The sequence below is a fragment of the Stenotrophomonas maltophilia group sp. Smal12 genome (assembly GCF_037079935.1).
In the GTDB taxonomy this organism is placed as follows: Bacteria; Pseudomonadota; Gammaproteobacteria; order Xanthomonadales; family Xanthomonadaceae; genus Stenotrophomonas; species Stenotrophomonas sepilia.
Genome location: NZ_JBAWUK010000009.1, coordinates 49782 through 64376 on the forward strand (window position 1 = coordinate 49782; position 14595 = coordinate 64376).

Below are 14595 nucleotides of genomic sequence, written 5' to 3' on the forward strand. Positions count from 1 at the left end.
GGAACCACCGTTGGATGACGGCGTTCTGTTCATCGGCTTGAATCGCCCTGCCCCAGCCGCCACTCTATGACCTGCCTTGGATGCTGCGCAAACATCGCCAGCGCCTTGTCCCATCTACCTTTTCGCGAGTTTACATGAGCACCAGCCTGCCCTCCCGCCACCAGCGCCTCGTCATCCTCGGTTCCGGACCGGCCGGCTGGACCGCCGCCGTCTACGCCGCCCGTGCCAACCTGAAGCCGGTCGTCATCACCGGCCTGCAGCAGGGTGGCCAGCTGATGACCACCACCGAGGTGGACAACTGGCCGGGTGACGCCCACGGCCTGATGGGCCCGGACCTGATGGCGCGCATGCAGGCGCACGCCGAGCGCTTCGAAACCGAGGTCATCTTCGACCATATCCACACCGCCGACCTGTCGCAGCGCCCGTTCAAGCTGATCGGCGACAGCCACGAGTACACCTGCGACGCGCTGATCATCGCCACTGGCGCCACCGCCAAGTACCTGGGCATCCCGACCGAAGAGACCTTCAAGGGCCGCGGCGTCTCCGCCTGCGCCACGTGTGACGGCTTCTTCTACCGCGACCAGGACGTGGTCGTGGTCGGCGGCGGCAATACCGCCGTGGAAGAGGCGCTGTACCTGTCCAACATCGCCCGCAAGGTCTACCTGGTCCACCGCCGCGACACCCTGAAGGCGGAAAAGATCATGCAGGACAAGCTGTTCAGGAAGGTGGCCGAAGGCAAGATCGAGACCGTCTGGCACCACCAGGTGGAGGAAGTGCTGGGCAACGATGCCGGCGTGACTGGCGTGCGCGTAAAGTCCACCTTGGACGGCAGCACCCGCGACATCGACGCCCACGGCTTCTTCGTGGCCATCGGCCACCATCCGAACACGACCCTGTTCGACGGCCAGCTGGCGATGAACAACGGCTACCTGGAAATCCGCTCGGGCCTGGGCGGCAACGCCACCCAGACCTCGGTGGAAGGCGTGTTCGCCGCCGGCGACGTGGCCGACCAGCACTACCGCCAGGCGATCACCTCGGCCGGCTTCGGCTGCATGGCCGCGCTGGACGCCGAGCGCTACCTGGACGCGCAGGGGAAGGCCAGCTGAAGCGCTGGTTATGCTCTGTAGAGTCGAGCCATGCTCGACTCAGGCAAGGCCGACGCGAAAGCGTCGGCCTTTCTCGTTACATCCCTGCGGCAGCCGTATTCTCAGGCAAGCCATTTCGATCAGGGCCGCCCTCATTGGCAACACAACGAACGGTGTGAGGCACGGGCTGCGACTTGACCCCATCCGCATCCAACACGAGCGTCTCCCAGCCGAGCGCCCCCACGCTGTTGCGACCGCAGCTGAGCTGCATCCTGCTGGGCTGGTCAGGCGAATCGATGACCACCGTCCGTCCGCTGCAGCTCCACCCTGATGGGCAAAGCGTATTGTGGGTGATCAGGCTGATCGGGAATTGCGGATGGCCCGCAAACGCCACGTCCACCTCGCGCGAGTCGCCGGATGGAACGTCGACATCCGCGATCGGCTGCCCGGACAGCGGCTCACACGTCTTTCCCGTTGCCCACAGGCGATAGCCCTTCTCCACGCCTTTCATCGACGCCGAGCGGAAGACGGGGTCCTGCAGTGCCGCCACATCATCAGGATTGGAGTGGTAGGCGGTTTCGATGATCACCGAGGGCATCTTCCCAATGCGGTTCTCGCCGTGCCTGGCCGAGGTCGAACTCTCGCGAATCGGGAAATCCCGATAGCCCGGTTGCGCTCGGATGATTTCACGCATCCCACAGAGGATGCTATCCGCTAGCGCCTTGTCCTGCGGTTTGTCCTGATGATAGTAGACCTCGGTTCCACGCAGACTGGCTGAATCGCTGCCATTGGTGTGCAGGCTCAGCATCACATCCACACCCAGATGGTTTGCGTAGTTGGGGCGAGCCCGTATGTCCTCTTCCTTTTCGCGAGCAGACTCTGGGCTGTTCGGAAACTCATTCCACATGTCGGTGCGTTCGGGGAAAAGAGCCTTCAGGTGGTAGCGGGATGACATGTGCTCCCATGGCTTCCCGGACTCCGGATGGAGTTCCGTGGAGCGGCTCCGTGCCCGGTGCACCGTCAAGCCGCTACGTTGTTCGATCAATCCTTGCAGTTCGTCGCCAAACAGTGGACTCAGCGTGTCTTCCTGAATGCCCAGAGGCGCCGGCCGCTGAAACTTCCATTCTCTACTGGGATGCAAGCTGATGTAGCCATGGCTTGCTGATACCAAAGCTGAGGTATGCGTCGATCTCGCCCGCGCCTGCGGCGGAACGGCGAGATCCTCCGGGTAGTACTCCTCAAGAGTTTTTCCGTCGAATAGGAAATCAATGTCGTTCACAATCAGTCCTGACTTTTCGGCATAGAACCTCAACGAGGACGCCATCGGAATCAGGAAGAGCTCGTCATAACCCCGATCGGGGCCAGGAAGATATCCAGGCCCAAAGCTGATCACCATTGATCTTGCCTTCGCATTGAGACGGATGCTGACGCTGACGTGTCGCAGCTCACCCCTCTCCTGCAAATGACGCGTCAACTGGCTCCCAACTTCACGCTCCAACAGCGCAACCACCTCCGCGTAGGCACCCGGATCCTCAAGCACTTCTGCTGGCTGATCTCCAAAAGCCAAAACAGGAAACGCAAAGATCAGGCCGCACGCGACCACGGCAGTTGCAAGCTTCAATCCCTTCATTGTTCATTTCTCCAAGTGGTTGGATGCGCGCCAGTCATGCAGCGCCCCGCCACCCTGCCGACCCATGCGCCCGCGATTCCGCACCCAGCGCACACGGATGGAGATTTCAAATTTCCCTCATCCCCAACCGGAACAAACCAACCCAGCCCCGCCAGCACCGTTCGCGATCCACCTGGCCTATCCTTGCCAACCATGCCCTCCGCCCGCTTCCTCGACTCCCTGCAGTCCATTCCCGCCACCGACTGGGACGCCCTGCACGACGGCCAGAATCCGTTCGTCAGCCACGTCTTCCTCTCAGGCCTGGAACAGCACGGCTGCCTGCGCGAGGACTGGGGCTGGCAACCCCGGCACTTCACGCTTTGGGAGGGCGAGCGCCTGATCGGCGCCATTCCGGGCTACCTGAAGACCAACTCCCACGGCGAATTCGTGTTCGACCATGCCTGGGCCAACGCCTATGCCCGGCATGGCCGCGACTACTACCCGAAGTGGCTGGGCGCGGTGCCGTACTCGCCGGTCACCGGGCCGCGCCTGCTGGCCCGTCACGATTCAGAGCGCACCACGCTGCTGTCGGCGTTGCGCGACGCACTGCCAGCACTGGAGGTGTCATCGGCCCATATCAACTTCCACACCGCAGTGGACGAGGCCCTGTTCGGCGATGACTGGCTGCTGCGCGAGGACGTGCAGTTCCAGTGGCAGAACCCGGGTGACTGGGCGACATTCGAGCAGTTCCTCGGTGCGATGAACCACAAGCATCGGAAGAACATCCGCCAGGAACGGGCCAAGGTCACCCGCCAGGGCATCAGCTTCCGCGTGGTACACGGCGATGAAGCCGGCCGCGCCGACCTGCAGGCGATGTACCGCTTCTACCTGCAGACCTTCCTTGAGTACGGCAATGCCCCGGCGCTGACCGAGGCCTTCCTGCGCCATCTGGCCATTTCATTGGGACGCGGGCTGGTGCTGTTCCTGGCCGAGCAGGAAGGCCAGCCGATTGCCGGCGCACTTTGCCTGCGCGGTGGTGACACGCTGTACGGTCGCTACTGGGGCGGCGCCACATTGCCCGGCCTGCATTTCGAAGCCTGCTACTACCAGGGCATCGAATACTGCCTGCGCGAAGGCCTGAGCCGTTTCGAGCCGGGCGCCCAGGGCGAGCACAAACTGGCGCGCGGCTTCCTGCCAGCACTGGTGCGCAGTCGGCATTGGGTGGCCGACGCGGATTTCGCCGAGGCGTTGCAGGAGTGGTGTCGGCAGGAGCGGCGCGATGTGCGGCGGTACCGGCAGGAGCTGCTGGGGCACAGCCCATTTCGCGCGGACGGGTGACCAGCCAACCAGGGTTGGCATCTACCGCGGCATTCGCGCGGGGCCGCGACGACTACAATGCCGGCATGACCCGTCAGCTGCCCTGGCGCCTGGCCGATGCGCCGGACGCGCCCTTCCCTCCGGCCGAGACCGCCCTGCGCCAGCCCGACGGCCTGCTCGCGGTGGGTGGCGATCTGCATCCAGCGCGCCTGCTCAACGCCTACGCCGGCGGCATCTTTCCGTGGTTCAGCGAGGGCGAGCCGATCCTGTGGTGGTCGCCTGATCCGCGCATGGTGTTCCGCACCGATGGTGTGCACCTGTCCAGCCGCTTCCGCCGCCAGCTGCGCGGTAGCACGTGGGAGGTCACCGCCGACACCGCCTTCAGCCAGGTGATGCGCGCCTGTGCGGCGGCACCTCGGCCCGGCCAGGACGGCACCTGGATCAGCCCGGCGATGGTCGAGGCCTACAGCCAGTTGCACGATCTCGGCTTCGCCCATTCGTTCGAAGTCTGGGACCGTCAGTCGCTGGTCGGCGGCATCTACGGAGTGGCCATCGGGTCGATGTTCTTCGGCGAGAGCATGTTCAGCGGCGCCAGCGGGGGTTCCAAGATCGCGCTGGCGGCACTGGCGTCCACGATTCACGGCTGGGGCTGGGAGCTGATCGACGCCCAGGTGGAAAATCCGCACCTGCTGCGGATGGGCGCCGAACACCTGCCGCGCTCGGAATTCCTGCAGCACGTGCGCCAGGCCGTGCGCCATGACGGCCGTGAAGGCTCGTGGACACAGGCCGTCGGACGCTTGCCAGCCCGGCATTTGGCCGGCGGTTAACACAAACTTTGCAAGCTGGGCCGGTCACGCGTAAAATACCGCGCCTTAGGCCCAGCGTGGCCGTTTTCTGAACCGCACAGGACTACATGTCGAAAGACGATTCCATCGAGTTCGAGGGCACCGTCAGCGAGACGCTGCCGAACACCACTTTCCGCGTTCGTCTGGAAAATGGGCACGAAATCATCGCCCACATCTCCGGCCGCATGCGCAAGAACTACATCCGCATCCTCACCGGTGACCGGGTCAAGGTTGAAATGACCCCGTACGACCTGACAAAGGGTCGTATCACCTACCGCATGAAGTAAGCGGTCGGCGCGCTGCGCCATTTCGACAAGGCCAGCCCTGGTTGCTGGCCTTTTGTCATGCCTGCAATCCGGCCCTGCCGGAGGTCATCGTGACCGAACTCACCGTGACGTCGGTCAGCCCTGCTTGCGGCAGATTCGCATCTGCATCCGTGGCGGCATCGTAGGACCCGATCCAGTCCGGATCGCCATCCCCTGCCCCGCCATGAACATGCTCCCGCTGACCGCTCTGCTCGTCGCCCTTGCCGTGTCCGCCAGCGCAGCGCCCGTGCACGCCGCCGATACTCTTTCCACCTCCAGTGACTGCGTCCAGCTGGGCAGCGACCAGCAACTGGTGCGCGCCGGCGCCTCGCGCAACATCCTGCTGCGCAATGGCCAGGACCACTACGTCGTGCATTTCCAGGACGACTGCTCGGCGGCAGGCTACTCGCGGAAACTGAGCTTCGCTACGGACGGCCAGCAGGGTCTGCTGTGCGCTGCCGGCCGCAGCCAGCTGAACACCGATTCCAGCCGCTGCATCGTGTCGCAGATCGAACCAGTTGACGAGGCAACCTTCAAGAAGAAAGCCCGCCAGCGCAGCCGCTGACGTCGCGTACAACAAGGGCGGCCGAAGCCGCCCTTGTCATTTCAGGTCCGCCGAAACCGGCCGGGGGTCAGTTCATTCCACCGTGACCGGCAGCAGGCGCTCCGGTTCGGCCTGGGTTTCGACCACCAGCTCGTCGTCGCGCACATCGATGCTCACCTTGCCGCCGTTGACCAGCTTGCCGAACAGCAGCTCGTCGGCCAGCGGACGCTTGATCCTGTCCTGGATCACCCGGGCCATCGGACGCGCACCCATCAGCGGGTCGAAGCCGTGGTGGGCCAGCCAGTCGCGCGCGGTCGGCGTGGCCGACAGGCTGACGTGCTTGTCCTGCAGCAGCATCTCCAGCTCGATCAGGAACTTGTCGACCACGCGCAGGATGTGCTCGAAGCCCAGCGCCTGGAACTGCACCACCGCGTCGAGGCGGTTGCGGAATTCCGGGGTGAAGCTGCGGCGGATGGTCTCCATCGCGTCGGTGGCGTGGTCCTGCTTGGTGAAGCCGATCGAGCGCCGCGAGGCCTGCGCCGCACCTGCATTGGTGGTCATCACCAGCACCACGTTCTTGAAGTTGGCCTCGCGACCGTTGGTATCAGTCAGCACGCCGCGATCCATCACCTGCAACAGGATGTTGAAGATGTCCGGGTGCGCCTTCTCGATTTCGTCCAGCAGCAGCACGCAGTGCGGCGTCTTGACGATCTTCTCGGTCAGCAGGCCGCCCTGATCGAAGCCGACGTAGCCTGGAGGGGCACCGATCAGGCGGCTGATCGAATGCGGCTCCATGTACTCGGACATGTCGAAGCGGACCAGCTCGATGCCCAGCTGCAGCGCCAGCTGCTTGGTCACCTCGGTCTTGCCAACACCGGTCGGGCCGGCGAACAGGAAGTTGCCGATCGGCTTTTCCGGATTGCCCAGGCCCGAGCGTGCCAGCTTGATTGCCGAGGACAGCGTCTCGATGGCCGGGTCCTGGCCGAAGATCACCATCTTCAGGTTGCGCTCCAGGTGCTGCAGCACATCCTTGTCGGTGGCACTGACCTGCTTGGTCGGGATGCGCGCCATCTTGGCGACGATCGCCTCCACTTCCTCGACGTCGATCAGCTCCTTGCGCTGCCCTTCCGGCAGCAGGCGCTGGCGGGCACCGGCCTCGTCGATCACATCGATGGCCTTGTCCGGCAGCAGGCGGTCGCCGATGTGCTTCACCGACAGGTCCACCGCCGCCTGCAGCGCCTCGTCGGAGTAAGTCACGCCGTGGTGCAGCTCGTACTTGGACTTCAGGCCCTGCAGGATCTCGTAGGTCTCGCCAACGGTCGGCTCGACGATGTCGATCTTCTGGAAGCGGCGGGCCAGTGCCCGGTCCTTCTCGAAGATGCCGCGGTATTCCTGGAAAGTGGTCGAACCGATGCAGCGCAGCTCGCCGGAGGCCAGGGCCGGCTTGATCAGGTTGGACGCATCCATGGTGCCGCCCGAGGCCGAGCCGGCGCCGATGATGGTGTGGATCTCGTCGATGAACAGCACTGCGTTGGGCACCTTCTTCAGCGCGGTCAACACACCCTTCAGGCGCTTCTCGAAGTCGCCACGGTACTTGGTGCCGGCCACCAGCGCGCCCAGGTCGAGCGAATAGATCACCGCGTCGGCAAGCACGTCGGGCACCGAGCCCTCGACGATGCGGCGGGCCAGGCCCTCGGCGATGGCGGTCTTGCCCACGCCGGCCTCGCCCACGTACAGCGGATTGTTCTTGCGGCGACGGCACAGGACCTGGATGGTGCGCTCGATCTCGTCACCACGACCGACCAGGGGATCGATGCGGCCGGACCGGGCCTGTTCGTTGAGGTTGCTGGCGAACTCGGTCAGGGCATCACCCTTCGGCTCACCCTCCCCGCCTTCCATGCGGCCCTCGCCGTCGGAGGAGGAGGACGGCTGCTCGCCTTCCTCGCCCAGCTTGGCGATGCCGTGGGACAGGTAATTGACCACATCCAGCCGGGTCACATCCTGCTGGTTGAGGTAGTAGACGGCGTGGGAGTCCTTCTCGCCGAAGATGGCGACCAGCACGTTGGCGCCGGTGACCTCCTTCTTGCCCGAGGACTGCACGTGGTACACGGCCCGCTGCAGCACGCGCTGGAAGCCCAGGGTCGGCTGGGTATCGCGACCGTCATCTTCGGCCAGGCGCGACACTGAGGCCTCGATGGCCTGCTCCAGCTCCTGGCGCAGGCGTTCGGCGTCGGCACCACAGGCTTTCAGGACGGCCTGGGCGGACGGATTGTCGAGCAGTGCCAACAGCAGGTGTTCGACCGTCATGAACTCATGCCGGGCCTCACGGGCGCGCTTGTAGCACTGGCCGATGGTGTGTTCGAGGTCTTTGCTGAACATGGATTACTCCGGCGGCAGATGGGAACAATATGCGGCCTGACTACGCGATTTCCATCACCCTAGCGGATTGCTGCGTTCAGATGGCGTTAGCACTGCAGAACGCTTGATCTTCGTTCACTCCAGAAGACCTCAACCGGCATGAGCGAACCCTACCTGAGCCGCTGGCGATTGCGGCGTGATGGCCCGGCCATCGAAACGGCCCATGCCCGGCTCTGGCCGGTGCTGACCGCTGCCGGCACGCCGGCGATGCTGAAGATCAGCAGCGAAACCGAGGAACAGAACAGCCACCGCCTCCTGCGCTGGTGGGACGGCGACGGCGCTGCCCGCCTGCTGGCCCACGCCGGGCCGGCGATCCTGATCGAGCGTGCCGGCGGCGACTCGCTGCGGCAACGCTCGATCGAGGGCGACGATGAGGCCTGCACCACGATCCTGTGCCAGGTCCTGCAACGGCTGCACCGGCCACGGAGCGCGCCGCCAGCGGAACTGGTCTGCCTGCGTACATGGTTCGCCGATCTGCTGCAGCCAAGGGCTGCGCTGCCGCCACTGCTGGAACAGTGCAGATCACTGGCGGAGGGGTTGCTGCAGGAAGAGCGCGAGGTCCGGCCCCTGCATGGCGACCTGCACCACGACAACGTGCTCGATTTCGGCGCGCGCGGCTGGCTGGCGATCGACCCGAAGCGGTTGCTGGGCGACCGTGCGTTCGACTACACGACGATGTTCAGCAATCCGGATCTCTGTGGCCCGGGCATCCACGTGGCCACGCGGCCGGAGCGGTTTGCTGCCCGGCTGGAACAGGTCAGCGCACTGGCCGGCCTGGAACGCACGCGCCTGCTGCGCTGGATCGCAGCCAGCGCGGGGCTGTCGGCAGTGTGGTTCTGGGATGGCGGCGACCCGGCCGACGTGGACGAGGCGGTGGCGCGGATGGCGCTGGAGGCGCTGGCGGAGAGCTGAGACCCGCGCTTGGCAGGTGCCTACCTTGCTGGGGGCGCTCCATCCACGATCGATACAGGCCTCTGCTTTGGTAGGTGCCCACCTTGGTGGGCACACTGGGTCCGGGATCGTTGTGCCCGGACGCGAATCGGCAGCCGGTCAGGCCTTTTCCATTGTGCACAGCAGCGGATGCTGGTTCATCCGCGAGTACTCGTTGACCTGGGCAACCTTGGTCTCGGCTACTTCGCGGGTGAAGACACCGCAGACGCCGCGGCCGCGGGTATGAACGTGCAGCATCACCTGGGTGGCCTTGTCCAGGTCCATGCTGAAGAACTGCTGCAGCACATCCACCACGAAATCCATCGGGGTGTAGTCGTCGTTGAGCAGCATCACCTGGTAGAACGGCGGCGGCGCCACTTCCGGGCGCGCGGGCTCTACGGCAACGCCGTGCTCGTGCTGGGAATCGGGGGAGGACTCATGGGGCATCCATCCATTATAGGGGCTCGGGCAGGCCTGCGTCGGCCCGCCGCAGATTGGACGGCACGCACGCCCACCGTCACAATTGCACCCTCTCCCAACACTGTTTCACAGGATCTTCATGAAAAGGACCCTTCTTCCCGCCCTGCTGATCGCGCTGGCCGCTGCCGGCTCTGCCACTGCCGCAACCAGCGCCGACAAGTCCGTGGCCCGCCATCTGGACAAGCTGGGCTATACCTACGAAGTCGACGAGGATGGCGACTACCGCATGGTGTTCGACGTCGAGGGTGACCGCACCCAGATGGTCTACGTGCGCTCGGCGGTGGAGGATTTCGGCAGCCACAACATCCGTGAGATCTGGTCGCCGGCCTACAACGCCAAGACCAAGCAGTTCCCGGTGGCCGTGGCCAACCGCCTGCTGGAGGATTCGCAGGACGCCAAGATGGGGGGCTGGGTAAAGCAGGACACCACCGCCATGTTCGTGGTCAAGATCGACGCCGATGCCACCCCGGACCAGCTCAGCGACGCCATCGATGCGGCCATCCGCACCGCCGACGCGATGGAGCTGGAGCTGACCAAGAAGGACGAGTTCTGAGTTGAACGCCACGCCGGACCCGCGCTGGGCACCGCACGCCACCGTCGCCACGGTAGTGGTTGACGGCGGCCGCGTGCTGCTGGTCGAAGAGACCATTGAAGGCCGCCAGGTGCTGAACCAGCCGGCCGGCCACCTCGAGCCAGGCGAAAGCCTGGCCGAGGCAGCCCTGCGCGAGACCCGGGAGGAAACCGGCTGGACCGTGCAGTTGACCCATTTCATCGGCTGCTACCAGTGGACTGCCGGCGACGGCACCGCCTTCCTGCGCTTCTGCTACGCAGCACACCCGGTCTCGCACGACCCGGCCCAACCACTGGACACCGGCATCGACCGCGCGCTGTGGCTGACCCCGGCCGAGCTGCAGGCCGCCGGCGAGCGCCAGCGCAGCCCGCTGGTCTGGCAGGTGGTGGCGGATTACCTGGGTGGCCAGCGCCATCCGCTTTCGCTGGTCCGGGAGGTCGCATGAGCACGCCGCGCGTGATGGTGGGCGTATCGGGTGGTGTCGACTCTTCGGTCGCCGCCTGGCGCCTGGTCCAGCAGGGCGAGGCCGTGGCCGGCCTGTTCATGCAGAACTGGGCCGACGACGGCAGCGGTGACTGCCGTGCCGAGGATGACCGCCGCGATGCGGTCGCCGTATGCGGCCTGCTCGGTATCCCGTTCCACTTCCGGGACTTTTCCAGCGAGTACTGGCAGGGCGTGTTCGAGCACTTTCTGGCCGAATACGCCGCTGGCCGCACGCCGAACCCGGACGTGCTGTGCAACCGTGAAGTGAAGTTCAAGCATTTCCTGGATGCCGCCCGCGAGCTGGGCGCCGAGCGCATCGCCACCGGCCACTATGCGCGGGTGACCCAGCGCGGCCACCAGTGGCTGCTGCTGCGCGGTGCCGACCGCTCCAAGGACCAGAGCTACTTCCTGCACCAGCTGGGCCAGGAGCAGCTGGCGGCCACCCTGTTCCCGATCGGCGACCTGGAGAAGACCGACCTGCGACGGATTGCGCGCGACGTCGGCCTGCCGACCCACGCCAAGAAGGATTCCACCGGCATCTGCTTCATCGGCGAGCGGGATTTCCGCGAATTCCTCGGCCGCTACCTGCCGGCCAGGCCCGGCCAGATCCTTGACCCGGCCGACGGCAGCGTGATCGCCGAACATCCGGGCGTGTTCTATTTCACCCTGGGCCAGCGCGAGGGCCTGAACATCGGCGGCGTACGCGGCCGCCCGGCCGCACCGTGGTACGTGGTCGGCAAGGATGTGGCCAGCAACGTGCTGTACGTCGACCAGGATCGCGACAGCCCATGGATGCTGTCCGAGCGCCTGCGCTCGGAGCCGGCGCATTGGATCTCGGGCTCGCCACCCGCGCGACGCTTCGAATGCACCGCCCAGACCCGCTACCGCCAGCCCGATGAGCCGTGTACGGTCGACGTGCTGGACGATGGCAGCGTGCTGGTCACCTTCGCGCGCCCGCAGCGTGCCGTTACCCCCGGTCAATCGCTGGTGCTGTATGACGGTGAGGTGTGCCTGGGTGGCGCGGTGATCGCCGCCACCGATGCGCCGCTGGAACAGCGCCTGCGCACCACCCCCTCCCCTTTTGAGGTAACCGCTGCATGAGTTTCACTGTCGACGACCGCGTCCTGGCCTTGGCCGGCATTGCCCAGGCCCTGCAGCAGGTACGCCGCATCGCCGATACCGGCCATTCCGACGCCGCCGCCGTGCGCACCGCCGTGGACAGCGTGTTCCGTGTCGATGCGTCCTCGCCGCAGGCGGTGTTCGGTGACCGCCATGCACTGAAGGCCGGGCTGCGCCTGCTGCACAACTATTTCCGCAACCAGGGCCAGGATCCGATCCTGCCGAAACTGGCGCTGTCGGTGCTGCAGCTGGAGCGCCGCTTTGTTCAGGATGGCGCCACCGTGAACAAGGTTGCTTCGGGCATCGAGCGTGCCCAGCTCCAGGCCACCGAACTGGGCGACAGCGGCCACCCGGATGTGCTGGCCAGCCTGGGAAGCCTGTACGCGGACACCATCAGCCACCTCAAGCCGCGGGTGATGGTGCAGGGCAACCCGCACTACCTGGGCCAGGCCGGCGTGGTGGCCGAGATCCGTGCCCTGCTGTTGGCCGCGGTGCGCTCGGCAGTGCTGTGGCGCCAGCTGGGCGGCAGCTACTGGGACTTCCTGTTCGGCCGCAAGGCGATGATCGAGGCCGTGGACCGGCAGCTGGCGTAAGGGTGTGGGGTCAGAGCCCTTTTCCACGAAAAGGGATCCGACCCCGCCGCTGCCTACCCAGGGGTCGGATCCCTTTCCGGCACGGAAAGGGCTCAGACCCCGAAGCCGCCAAGCGCCGGAAAACCGGCGCATTCAGAATGCACTTCCAAGCACATCGACGTTAAAGAGAAAGGGGGTACGGCCGATACATCCTCCGTGCACCTCCCGAGAACGTCCATGTACTCACGCATTTTCATCCGTCTGGCCGCCCCCCTGGCTCTGACCCTGCTGCTCCCCTTCGCCATCGGTTTCGAGTGGCCGGCCGCCCTGCGCTGGGCGATCCTGACCACGATGACGCTGAGCTGGCTCGGCTTTGCGTGGTGGACCACCCGCGCCCAGGCGCATCGTTCCCCGGAACATGCCCGTGTCCTGCGTGAGCAGGACCAGCTGCTGACCGAACTGCGCAACTTCGTCGGCAACGAAATCGACGGTTCGCGTGGTGAAGTGGAACGCGCCCGCGACCTTATCCGCCAGGCGGTCTCCAGCCTGGGCGGCAGCTTCGATGCGATGAACCGCAAGTCGCGCCAGCAGAGCCAGGCGCTGTCGCGCATCGTCGACCGCGCCGGCGATGAAGGCAATGCCGGCCTCGACGTTGCCCGTTTCGCCCAGCACGCCAGCCACCGCATGGAACAGCTGGTGGAAGCGCTGGAACAGGTGAGCGGCCAGAGCAGCACCACCGTGCAGCACATCGACCAGATGGCACAGCACCTGGATGGCATCTTCGCGCTGCTGGAAGACGTCAAGTCGATCGCCGACCAGACCAACCTGCTGGCGCTGAACGCCGCCATCGAAGCCGCGCGTGCCGGTGAAGCCGGCCGAGGCTTCGCGGTGGTCGCCGACGAAGTGCGCAACCTGTCCGAGCGCTCGACCACCTTCAACGAGCAGATCCGCAAGCTGGCGCACAGCTCCAAGGACGCCATCGCCAAGGTGCGCGAGACGGTCTCGCACATGGCCTCGCGTGACATGGACCGCTCCCGCGAAGCGCGCCAGGAAGCGGCGGCAATGCTCGACAACGTCGCGCAGATCAATGCCTCGCTGGGCGACGGCATGCGCGAAGTGTCCGAGTGCGCCCGCGCGATCGATGGCAGCGTGGCTGAAGCCGTGCGCGCCCTGCAGTTCGAAGACATCGCCACCCAGGCGCTGGGCGGCGTGCACACCCACCTGGACCGCCTGACCGCGATCAACCGCGAAGCGGTGGCCCTGCAGGAGCTGCTGCACCGCAATGGCGGCGTGTTCGACGAGGAGATCGCCAGCGCCCTGCAGCGCACCGGCAACCGCCTGCGCGAACTGCGCAGCGAATGGGAACGCCCGCCGCACAAGCCGGTTGCCCAGCAGAGCATGGGTGCCGGCACGGTAGAGCTGTTCTGATCCTGATGTCCGCTGCCCTCGCCGGCAGCCCGCAAGGCCCCGGTTCGTCCGGGGCCTTTGCCTGTAACCCGCCGCTGGATGCATCCTGTACGCGCACCATGACCCTGATCCGCGCCCTGCCCGCCCTCACCGACACCGAGCGCCCGCGCAACGCGAGCGTGCGTGAGCAGCTGCAAAAGCTGGAAGAGGTCGCCCGCGAGGAAATCTGCGAGCTGCAGCAGCTGGCGGACGCGCGCCCGGCGCCATCGCCGGCGGACGACGAGCTGTTGGGGCTGGCGTGGGACCTGGGGTTGGATGGCGAAGCCCTGAAGTAGATCCACGCCCTGCGTGGGTGGGGCATCCCGCATGGCATGATTGCCCGGTCCCGTCCATGGAAGACCTATGGCCATCACCCTGATCGCACTCGTGCTGTTGGAGACCGTCCTCCTGATGGCCTGGGTGGCCGGCTATTTCAGCTGCGGCATCACCCTGTTCAACGAACGCATCGCGGCGCCGCCGGCCATGCAGGCCCGGCTCTCGCTGGGCAGCCTGGAGCGTGACCTGCCGCAGGACAAGTGGCTGCGGCTGGCCTTCCATGCGCTGCCCGATGGCAGCATGGCGTTCCGCGAGAGCTTCGCGCCGAGCTTCGGCCTGCGCTACTTCCCGGTGATGCGTGGACGCATCGTGCTCAACGCACGGCGGCACGAGGTGCGGGTGATCGGACTGTGCAGCTGGTTCGTGGCCATCCTGTCGCTGCTGCTGTTGCCGCTGGTGGCGATGCGCCCGATGGTGGCGCCCATGCTGCTGGTGCTGCCACTGTTCCTGGCCAGCTATCTGGTGCAGAAGCGGCGCTATGCGGCCATTGTCGAGGCGCTGCGCATGCAGTTGAAGGCGGAGTTTCCGAAATAGA

General features: G+C 65.8%; 16 protein-coding genes. 13 read left to right on the top strand and 3 right to left on the bottom strand.

The window, feature by feature from the left end:
* Positions 1-134: 134 nt before the first annotated feature.
* A complete protein-coding gene (trxB, locus tag WDC87_RS05855; RefSeq protein WP_005416486.1) occupies positions 135-1106 on the top strand; it encodes a thioredoxin-disulfide reductase in 972 nt (323 codons plus the stop codon).
* A 76-nt stretch (positions 1107-1182) separates the two neighbouring features.
* On the opposite strand, the gene WDC87_RS05860 is transcribed toward trxB, so the two are convergent.
* The gene (locus WDC87_RS05860; protein ID WP_088497502.1) at positions 1183-2715 is read right to left on the bottom strand and encodes an N-acetylmuramoyl-L-alanine amidase; all 1533 of its coding nucleotides are present in this window, start codon (positions 2713-2715) and stop codon (positions 1183-1185) included.
* 192 nt (positions 2716-2907) lie between these two features.
* On the opposite strand from WDC87_RS05860, the gene WDC87_RS05865 reads away from it, so the two are divergent.
* The 4 genes from WDC87_RS05865 (at position 2908) to WDC87_RS05880 (ending at position 5726) form a co-directional block, all read left to right on the top strand.
* Positions 2908-4032, top strand: coding sequence for a GNAT family N-acetyltransferase (locus WDC87_RS05865; protein WP_088497503.1), 1125 nt, complete (start codon positions 2908-2910; stop codon positions 4030-4032).
* Between the two features lie 65 nt (positions 4033-4097).
* On the top strand, positions 4098-4838 hold the full coding sequence (gene aat, locus WDC87_RS05870) for a leucyl/phenylalanyl-tRNA--protein transferase (protein WP_088497515.1): 741 nt from the start codon (positions 4098-4100) through the stop codon (positions 4836-4838).
* A gap of 86 nt (positions 4839-4924) precedes the next feature.
* A complete protein-coding gene (gene infA, locus WDC87_RS05875; protein ID WP_005409596.1) occupies positions 4925-5143 on the top strand; it encodes a translation initiation factor IF-1 in 219 nt (72 codons plus the stop codon).
* A gap of 202 nt (positions 5144-5345) precedes the next feature.
* Positions 5346-5726: a hypothetical protein gene (locus tag WDC87_RS05880; protein WP_049460780.1), complete on the top strand. Its 381-nt coding sequence runs from the start codon at positions 5346-5348 to the stop codon at positions 5724-5726.
* Between the two features lie 72 nt (positions 5727-5798).
* Here WDC87_RS05880 and clpA read toward each other — a convergent pair whose 3' ends face one another.
* Positions 5799-8084 (bottom strand): ATP-dependent Clp protease ATP-binding subunit ClpA, encoded by a 2286-nt coding sequence (gene clpA, locus WDC87_RS05885; RefSeq protein WP_065178564.1) that lies wholly within the window; start codon positions 8082-8084, stop codon positions 5799-5801.
* 138 nt (positions 8085-8222) lie between these two features.
* On the opposite strand from clpA, the gene WDC87_RS05890 reads away from it, so the two are divergent.
* Positions 8223-9035, top strand: a complete 813-nt coding sequence (locus tag WDC87_RS05890; protein WP_075075982.1) for an APH(6) family putative aminoglycoside O-phosphotransferase — start codon at positions 8223-8225, stop codon at positions 9033-9035.
* Between the two features lie 138 nt (positions 9036-9173).
* On the opposite strand, the gene clpS is transcribed toward WDC87_RS05890, so the two are convergent.
* Positions 9174-9500 (bottom strand): ATP-dependent Clp protease adapter ClpS, encoded by a 327-nt coding sequence (gene clpS, locus WDC87_RS05895; RefSeq protein ID WP_005416477.1) that lies wholly within the window; start codon positions 9498-9500, stop codon positions 9174-9176.
* A gap of 112 nt (positions 9501-9612) precedes the next feature.
* Between clpS and WDC87_RS05900 the strand changes: the two genes are divergently transcribed.
* The 7 genes from WDC87_RS05900 (at position 9613) to WDC87_RS05930 (ending at position 14594) form a co-directional block, all read left to right on the top strand.
* Entirely contained in the window at positions 9613-10086 is a 474-nt protein-coding gene (locus WDC87_RS05900) for a hypothetical protein (protein WP_005416476.1), read from the top strand.
* A 1-nt stretch (position 10087) separates the two neighbouring features.
* Positions 10088-10549: an NUDIX hydrolase gene (locus WDC87_RS05905; protein ID WP_049460786.1), complete on the top strand. Its 462-nt coding sequence runs from the start codon at positions 10088-10090 to the stop codon at positions 10547-10549.
* Positions 10546-11688, top strand: a complete 1143-nt coding sequence (gene mnmA / locus WDC87_RS05910) for a tRNA 2-thiouridine(34) synthase MnmA (protein WP_075075983.1) — start codon at positions 10546-10548, stop codon at positions 11686-11688. The genes WDC87_RS05905 and mnmA overlap by 4 nt, the downstream gene beginning before the upstream one ends.
* Complete coding sequence (hflD, locus tag WDC87_RS05915; protein WP_075075984.1) at positions 11685-12299, top strand: high frequency lysogenization protein HflD; 615 nt, start codon at positions 11685-11687, stop codon at positions 12297-12299. Before mnmA ends, hflD begins: the two co-directional genes overlap by 4 nt.
* Before the next feature lie 216 nt (positions 12300-12515).
* On the top strand, positions 12516-13706 hold the full coding sequence (locus tag WDC87_RS05920) for a methyl-accepting chemotaxis protein (RefSeq protein WP_014647075.1): 1191 nt from the start codon (positions 12516-12518) through the stop codon (positions 13704-13706).
* 98 nt (positions 13707-13804) lie between these two features.
* Entirely contained in the window at positions 13805-14020 is a 216-nt protein-coding gene (locus WDC87_RS05925) for a hypothetical protein (protein WP_049461083.1), read from the top strand.
* 67 nt (positions 14021-14087) lie between these two features.
* Positions 14088-14594, top strand: coding sequence for a hypothetical protein (locus tag WDC87_RS05930; protein ID WP_075075985.1), 507 nt, complete (start codon positions 14088-14090; stop codon positions 14592-14594).
* Position 14595: the final 1 nt, after the last annotated feature.

What these genes read in the sequence shown, in the direction of transcription:
- trxB (WP_005416486.1), top strand. Translation starts at nt 135, where the DNA reads ATGAGCACCAGCCTGCCCTCCCGCCACCAGCGCCTCGTCATCCTCGGT.
- WDC87_RS05860 (WP_088497502.1), bottom strand. Translation starts at nt 2,715, where the DNA reads ATGAAGGGATTGAAGCTTGCAACTGCCGTGGTCGCGTGCGGCCTGATC.
- WDC87_RS05865 (WP_088497503.1), top strand. Translation starts at nt 2,908, where the DNA reads ATGCCCTCCGCCCGCTTCCTCGACTCCCTGCAGTCCATTCCCGCCACC.
- aat (WP_088497515.1), top strand. Translation starts at nt 4,098, where the DNA reads ATGACCCGTCAGCTGCCCTGGCGCCTGGCCGATGCGCCGGACGCGCCC.
- infA (WP_005409596.1), top strand. Translation starts at nt 4,925, where the DNA reads ATGTCGAAAGACGATTCCATCGAGTTCGAGGGCACCGTCAGCGAGACG.
- WDC87_RS05880 (WP_049460780.1), top strand. Translation starts at nt 5,346, where the DNA reads ATGAACATGCTCCCGCTGACCGCTCTGCTCGTCGCCCTTGCCGTGTCC.
- clpA (WP_065178564.1), bottom strand. Translation starts at nt 8,084, where the DNA reads ATGTTCAGCAAAGACCTCGAACACACCATCGGCCAGTGCTACAAGCGC.
- WDC87_RS05890 (WP_075075982.1), top strand. Translation starts at nt 8,223, where the DNA reads ATGAGCGAACCCTACCTGAGCCGCTGGCGATTGCGGCGTGATGGCCCG.
- clpS (WP_005416477.1), bottom strand. Translation starts at nt 9,500, where the DNA reads ATGCCCCATGAGTCCTCCCCCGATTCCCAGCACGAGCACGGCGTTGCC.
- WDC87_RS05900 (WP_005416476.1), top strand. Translation starts at nt 9,613, where the DNA reads ATGAAAAGGACCCTTCTTCCCGCCCTGCTGATCGCGCTGGCCGCTGCC.
- mnmA (WP_075075983.1), top strand. Translation starts at nt 10,546, where the DNA reads ATGAGCACGCCGCGCGTGATGGTGGGCGTATCGGGTGGTGTCGACTCT.
- hflD (WP_075075984.1), top strand. Translation starts at nt 11,685, where the DNA reads ATGAGTTTCACTGTCGACGACCGCGTCCTGGCCTTGGCCGGCATTGCC.
- WDC87_RS05920 (WP_014647075.1), top strand. Translation starts at nt 12,516, where the DNA reads ATGTACTCACGCATTTTCATCCGTCTGGCCGCCCCCCTGGCTCTGACC.
- WDC87_RS05925 (WP_049461083.1), top strand. Translation starts at nt 13,805, where the DNA reads ATGACCCTGATCCGCGCCCTGCCCGCCCTCACCGACACCGAGCGCCCG.
- WDC87_RS05930 (WP_075075985.1), top strand. Translation starts at nt 14,088, where the DNA reads ATGGCCATCACCCTGATCGCACTCGTGCTGTTGGAGACCGTCCTCCTG.